Source organism: Paenibacillus sp. AK121, from assembly GCF_019042715.1.
GTDB classification, from domain to species: domain Bacteria; phylum Bacillota; class Bacilli; order Paenibacillales; family Paenibacillaceae; genus Paenibacillus; species Paenibacillus polymyxa_C.
In genome coordinates this window covers 1-5584 of sequence record NZ_JAHPJM010000033.1, presented here as the reverse complement: position 1 = coordinate 5584, position 5584 = coordinate 1, and the positions used below count along the sequence as shown (strand labels likewise).

9 protein-coding genes are annotated in these 5584 nt (G+C 65.5%); 7 read left to right on the top strand and 2 right to left on the bottom strand.

The window, feature by feature from the left end; genetic code table 11:
* Positions 1 to 179 precede the first annotated feature (179 nt).
* The 5 genes from KSP24_RS24915 to KSP24_RS24895 all read left to right on the top strand — a co-directional run bounded on the left by KSP24_RS24915 (position 180) and on the right by KSP24_RS24895 (position 3582).
* On the top strand, positions 180 to 389 hold the full coding sequence (locus KSP24_RS24915) for a helix-turn-helix transcriptional regulator (RefSeq protein WP_216977138.1): 210 nt from the start codon (positions 180 to 182) through the stop codon (positions 387 to 389).
* Positions 386 to 820: a DUF6362 family protein gene (locus KSP24_RS24910; protein ID WP_216977136.1), complete on the top strand. Its 435-nt coding sequence runs from the start codon at positions 386 to 388 to the stop codon at positions 818 to 820. Before KSP24_RS24915 ends, KSP24_RS24910 begins: the two co-directional genes overlap by 4 nt.
* Before the next feature lie 359 nt (positions 821 to 1179).
* Positions 1180 to 1830, top strand: a complete 651-nt coding sequence (locus KSP24_RS24905) for a ParB/Srx family N-terminal domain-containing protein (protein ID WP_216977134.1) — start codon at positions 1180 to 1182, stop codon at positions 1828 to 1830.
* Positions 1823 to 2770, top strand: coding sequence for a site-specific DNA-methyltransferase (locus KSP24_RS24900; protein ID WP_216977132.1), 948 nt, complete (start codon positions 1823 to 1825; stop codon positions 2768 to 2770). The genes KSP24_RS24905 and KSP24_RS24900 overlap by 8 nt, the downstream gene beginning before the upstream one ends.
* On the top strand, positions 2767 to 3582 hold the full coding sequence (locus KSP24_RS24895) for a pyridoxal-phosphate dependent enzyme (RefSeq protein WP_216977130.1): 816 nt from the start codon (positions 2767 to 2769) through the stop codon (positions 3580 to 3582). Before KSP24_RS24900 ends, KSP24_RS24895 begins: the two co-directional genes overlap by 4 nt.
* Positions 3583 to 3941: 359 nt before the next feature.
* Here KSP24_RS24895 and KSP24_RS24890 read toward each other — a convergent pair whose 3' ends face one another.
* The gene (locus KSP24_RS24890) at positions 3942 to 4259 is read right to left on the bottom strand and encodes a hypothetical protein (protein ID WP_216977128.1); all 318 of its coding nucleotides are present in this window, start codon (positions 4257 to 4259) and stop codon (positions 3942 to 3944) included.
* A 2-nt stretch (positions 4260 to 4261) separates the two neighbouring features.
* Positions 4262 to 4474 carry a hypothetical protein gene (locus KSP24_RS24885; RefSeq protein WP_216977126.1) on the bottom strand — a complete coding sequence of 71 codons (213 nt, stop codon included), beginning with the start codon at positions 4472 to 4474 and terminating at the stop codon, positions 4262 to 4264.
* 97 nt (positions 4475 to 4571) lie between these two features.
* On the opposite strand from KSP24_RS24885, the gene KSP24_RS24880 reads away from it, so the two are divergent.
* The gene (locus KSP24_RS24880) at positions 4572 to 5198 is read left to right on the top strand and encodes a hypothetical protein (protein WP_216977124.1); all 627 of its coding nucleotides are present in this window, start codon (positions 4572 to 4574) and stop codon (positions 5196 to 5198) included.
* Positions 5185 to 5584, top strand: a 400-nt coding sequence (locus KSP24_RS24875; protein ID WP_216977121.1) for a phage terminase large subunit family protein, incomplete at its 3' end; no start/stop codon positions are given. The genes KSP24_RS24880 and KSP24_RS24875, both read left to right, overlap by 14 nt.

The window sequence follows — 5584 nt, the reverse complement described above, 5'->3', positions numbered from 1 at the left end:
CGCGGATTGCCGGGACGCCCTGCCACCAATCACCGTGACGGCCGCTTACGACCGGGAGGCTACCGGGGGACGCTATGACGCCCTTTCGGCTTAGGCGGCGAAAAACGGCTGCAAGCCGAACGAAGCCCTGCGGCGCTGGCACGCGCTGCGGAAGGAAAAGACAACGAGGGGGCAAAAGGATGGGAACTGACAAACTCTTGGACGGAATGGTTTCGCGGCAAGACCTCGCCCAGCAGCTCGGCCTTTCGGCCGATACGCTGCGGCGTTGGGAAGCCGAGGGCGACGGACCCGCGTCGATCCGGGTCGGGCGCCGCGTCCTTTACCGGGTCTCGGTTGTCAACGCCTGGCTCCGCGCCCGGGAACGCAAAGCGAAGGGGGCCGGGAAATGAGCGGCCTGCCGATCGACCTGACGCCCCGCGAAATCGAAGACCGCTTCGAAGAAGCCGCTTTGACCATGCGCCGCCTTCCCGATCCGGCCGGATCGGGCGCCCGGGCCTGGGGACGCAGCTGGCCGGACTACGTCCACGACGCCCGCCACGCCTACGGCTACGGGGAATTTCGGGTGCGGATCGTGCCCTCGGCGGCCGAAATCCAGCGCATGGAAGAGTGCATCGACTGGCTGCGCTGGCTTTCGCCCGACGACGCGAAGCTGGTCTGGTTCCGGGCCGAGGGCCAGCGCTGGCGGCAGGTCTGCATAAAAATCGGCTGCGTCCGCCAAACGGCTTGGCGGCGCTGGGTCGCGGCGATCTTGACCGTCCGCAACCATTTGAAATCGCCGACGAAACGGAAAGCCGATCCGAAATCGACGGGCGGGCGATGAGGCCGCAGGAGGCCGCATATCCCCGCATTCGGCCGCAAACCCGGCGAACATCGTGCGAGACATTTTCGGGCGGCCGGGGTTAGAAAGTCGATATCCTCGGCGAAGGGTGCGCGCGGCGACGGGTCGCGGTCGGCATCGGCCCCCGAGGATCGGGCGGCCAGGCCCGCCGCCCTCCCCCTCCCCCCTTCGGGTCCCCCCGGGACCTGGCCGTATGCGGGGGGCAACAGCGCATCAAGTGCCTAGTGACAAAGAAAAAATCTGGGTTTCCGGCCCGGGTTGCCAAATCTGGGTTGCCGGGTTGCCGCCCGGGTGTCCAGCACCGCGACGAGCGGTCCAATAGGAACGGAACGAGGGACTCCGTGCAAATCGAAATGATCTCGGTGGATCGCTTGATCCCCTATGTGCGGAATGCCCGCACGCATTCGGCCGACCAGGTCGCGCAGATCGCGGCGTCGATCGCCGAGTTCGGGTTCACCAACCCGGTGCTGGTCGGCGAAGACAACGTGATCGTGGCGGGCCACGGCCGCTTGATGGCGGCGCGGTCGCTCGGCTTGGACGAAGTCCCGGCCATTGTTCTGGACCACTTGTCCGAAACACAGCGCCGGGCGCTTGTGATCGCCGACAACCGGATCGCGGAAAGCGCCGGCTGGGACGAGCAGATGCTTGCCGCCGAACTTGCGGCCCTGCGGGACGAAGACTTCGACCTCGACGTGATCGGGTTCACCGACCTTGAAATCGACCAACTCTTCGAAGGGCTCGGCTTGGACGACGCGCCCGACGACGAAAAGCAATTCCGAGGGGCCGAAGCGGCAGGCCCCGAGGAAGGCGGCGCCGCGGTTCCCTCGGCTGGCGGCGCCGCCAGCCTTTCGCTTGCGGAAAGATTCGGCCTGCCGCCCTTCTCGGTCTTCGACGCGCGGAAGGGCTGGTGGCAAGACCGCAAGCGCGCTTGGCTTTCGCTGGGAATCCGCTCGGAACTTGGGCGCGGCGAAGAGGGGGCGGCGAATGGCTAAGGGCCTGGCGCGGACCTTCGGGCAGGACCTCATGCGCGGCGAACACGAAGTTGGCGAAAAACGAAACGGCGGCGTCTTGATGCCGTCGCACACGGCGGGCGACACGGCCTTCTACGCGAAGAAGCGCGCCAAGGAGGCGGAACTCGGGCGGTCGCTGTCGACCGACGAATTCCTCGCCGACCATTACGAGCCTTCGGACGCGCCCACGGCTTCGGGCACCTCGATCTTCGACCCGGTCCTTTGCGAGATCGCCTATCGCTGGTTCTGCCCGCCGGGCGGGACAATCCTCGACCCCTTCGCGGGCGGATCGGTCCGCGGCGTCGTGGCGTCGCGCCTGGGCCGCGCTTACGTCGGGGTCGAACTGCGGGCCGAACAGGTCGCCGCCAACGAAGCGCAAGCGGCGCTGGGCGGGGAAATCCCGCCGCGCTGGATCAACGGCGATAGCCGCGAAATCGGCGCCCTGGCGAAGGGCGTGGCGGCCGATCTGATCTTCTCCTGCCCGCCTTATTGGAACCTGGAAGTCTATTCCGACGATCCGTCGGACCTCTCGACCCTGGGCAAGGAAGCCTTCTTTACGGAATATGCAAAGATCATCGCCGCGACGGTGGCGCTGCTGAAGAACGACCGCTTCGCCGTCTGGGTGATCGGCGACGTGCGCGACGCCCAAGGCTTCTATGCGAACCTGCCCGGCCGGACGATTGAAGCCTTCGAAGCCGCCGGGGCGCGGTTCTACAACGACGCAATCCTCGTGACCGCCGTCGGATCGCTGCCGATCCGGGTCGGGCGCCAGTTCACCGCAGCGCGCAAGCTCGGCCGGACCCACCAGAACGTTCTGGTGTTCTGCAAGGGCGATCCCCGGAAAGCGACCGAAGCCTGCGGCCCGGTCGAGTTCGGGGAAATCGCCGCCGATCCGGCAGGCGGCCAGGACGAAGCGGAATGAGGGTTCCGATCGTCGAAAGCCATCGTGGGATCTGGGTCGTCCGCGACGATCTCTTCCCGGGCGGAACGAAGGCGCGATTCATCGGCAAGCTGTTCGAGAACGCCGCCGAAGCCGTTTATGCAACCCCGCCCGAAGGCGGCGCGCAGACCGCCCTTGCGGAGACCGCGAAGGCCATGGGCCGCAAGGCGACGCTCTTCGTCGCCCAACGCACAACGCCCCACGCCCGGACGCTGGAAGCGTCCCGGCTCGGCGCAAAGGTCGTCCAGGTCGCGCCCGGTTACATGACCGTCGTCCAGGCCAGGGCGCGGGACTATTGCCGGGAAACCGGCGCCTTCCTGATCCCCTTCGGGGTCGATTTTCCCGAGGCCATCACGACCATCGCCGCGGCCGCGCGATCGACCGGACTCGACCCGGACGAGGTGTGGTGCGCTTCGGGATCGGGCGTTTTGGCCCGGGGTCTGGCGGCCGCCTGGCCGGGGGCGCGGCGCCATGTTGTCCAAGTCGGGCGCGAACTCGCCCCCCGCGACGTCGCGGGCGCAACGGTCCACGTCCACCCGCGAAAATTCACGGAAACGGCGGCCCTGAAGCCGCCGTTTCCTTCCGATCCGCACTATGACGCGAAAGCTTGGGAAATCTGCATCGCCAAGCGCGGGCCGGGTCGGGTGCTGTTCTGGAACGTCGCCCCGGTGTCAGCAGGACAGCTCTCCACGTCAGTCAATTATTCCTTCTGCACCAAACGTCGTTCCCAAAGCAGGTGCAGCCCATCGGACAGCCGCCTCGGCACGAGTCATTACAGTCGAACCCTTCCATAGTCTCGAACTCTTTCAAGCTATTGACGGTGAACGACTTTTCGTTGTGGACAATCTTCACTCCCAGCGGCAGCCACTGAAAGACTTCACAGTGACTGCCCCTCTTCACACATTCAGAGTAAGATATTCCTTCCACATAGACAGTTCGGTATTCCAAAATTCCCTTCTCAGGCGCGGGAACCACAAACAACCCAATTCCCTTGACCTCTTCGCTCCGAAAATTGGAACCGGCAGCGACCAAAGACTCAAAAACAGAGATAGGCGTCTGATTCTTATTGCATCCACACATCACTTTGGACCTTTTTGCTCACGACCCCCTGTCGACGCTCAGAGAATCAAATGGGAAACTTTCGAAGTCGCGTCTAAGAGCCCGATTTTGCCGGGAACGGAGGCTTCCCCGCAAGGAAGATATGGAAAGCACTGTTTGGTTGGCGCTTCTGCCTGTCGTGCTCTTCGAGGATCGCCTTCCAGCGATCCTGCGCGGTTTCTAGGTCTTCCGAATGGGCAAGCTTCGAAGCGACGACGGCGCACCGATCCTCCCCGATCCCGGCAGCGAGAAGGCGACGGAACCGGGTTGCGGTCTTTTCGAAAGTCGCCAGGCGGCCCAGCGGTTCTTCCGTCAAGGCCTGGCTCAAGGTCGTCAGCTCGGCGCGGTCAAAAGGTTCAACATCAGGGCCCACTTTCAGGCGTTCTTGATGTGGGCGGCGCGGCCTTCGGCCGTGACGGCGTAGATCATGGTGCGGCGGTCGCTGAACTCGGCGGCGAAGGCTTCGGCCTGGTCCATCCGGTCGAACCGGGCGCGGACGCGGTCGGTCGGTTTGCGGCCGCGGACGGCGACGAAATGGTCGGCTTTCGCGAGGCAAGCGGTCTCGTGGCCGGTGGGTTCGCGTTTCATCTTTGCTCCTTTCGGGGTGTCGGAATGGCTCTGACAGTGGGGAGCAAAAGGCAAAGAGCAACTTCTAACACGCTGTAAAAGTGGAGAAAACTTCGGTATGGGCCTCTCGCGCCGCCAATACGCCGCGCATCGCGGGGTGAGCCATACGGCCGTGGCGAAAGCCATTGCTTCGGGGCGGATCACGCCGGAAGCCGACGGGTCGATCGACGCCGACAAGGCCGACGCCCAATGGGACGCGAAGACCGATCCGACGAAGCAACGCGGAATCCATGCCCGCCAATTGGCCGGGTCCACCGCCAAGGGCACGGCGGCGGCGAAGGCCGAACTGGGCTTGAAGCCGGTGCCTCGCGCCGCCATTGCGGCGGTCAACGACACCTTGTCGGAAGCCGGGGCGCCGGTCGAACCGGCAGAGCCCGGGGAGGCTGAAGGCGGTCAGGTTTCTTTTCTGCGCGCCCGAATGGCGAACGAGGTGATCAAGGCCCAAACCGCCAAAGTGCGTCTTGGGAAGATGAAGGGGGAACTCGTCGACCGCGCCAGGGCGACGGCATCGGTCTTCGACCTCGCCCGGCGCGAGCGCGACGCCTGGATCGGCTGGCCGCCGCGCGTGGCGGCGACGATGGCCGCCGAATTGGGGATCGACCCGCACCGCATGGAGCAGGTTCTCGACGCCCACCTTCGGCTGCACTTGGGCGAGCTTGCGGAGATCCGGGTTGAACTTCGCTGACTACGACGGCGCGGACGAAATCCGCGCCGCCTGGCTTTCGGGACTCGCCCCCGATCCGGTCCAGACGGTTTCGGAATGGGCGGATCGGCACCGCATCCTGTCGTCGCGCGGGGCTTCGGAGGCCGGGCCCTATCGGACGGCCCGGACGCCCTATCTCAAGGCGATCATGGACGCGCTGTCGCCCGCGCATTCGGCCCGGCGGGTCGTCTTCATGAAGGCGGCGCAGGTCGGCGCGACGGAAGCCGGGAACAACTGGATCGGCTATGTGATGCACCGGGCGCCGGGGCCGTTTCTGGCGGTCCAACCGACGACGGACTTGGCGAAACGGCTTTCCCAGCAGCGGATCGACCCGCTGATCGAAGAAAGCGGCGAGTTGCGGGCCCTGG

Excerpts from the sequence above, each read along its gene's own strand:
- KSP24_RS24895 (WP_216977130.1), top strand. The coding sequence starts at position 2,767 with ATGAGGGTTCCGATCGTCGAAAGCCATCGTGGGATCTGGGTCGTCCGC.
- KSP24_RS24915 (WP_216977138.1), top strand. The coding sequence starts at position 180 with ATGGGAACTGACAAACTCTTGGACGGAATGGTTTCGCGGCAAGACCTC.
- KSP24_RS24910 (WP_216977136.1), top strand. The coding sequence starts at position 386 with ATGAGCGGCCTGCCGATCGACCTGACGCCCCGCGAAATCGAAGACCGC.
- KSP24_RS24900 (WP_216977132.1), top strand. The coding sequence starts at position 1,823 with ATGGCTAAGGGCCTGGCGCGGACCTTCGGGCAGGACCTCATGCGCGGC.
- KSP24_RS24885 (WP_216977126.1), bottom strand. The coding sequence starts at position 4,474 with ATGAAACGCGAACCCACCGGCCACGAGACCGCTTGCCTCGCGAAAGCC.
- KSP24_RS24880 (WP_216977124.1), top strand. The coding sequence starts at position 4,572 with ATGGGCCTCTCGCGCCGCCAATACGCCGCGCATCGCGGGGTGAGCCAT.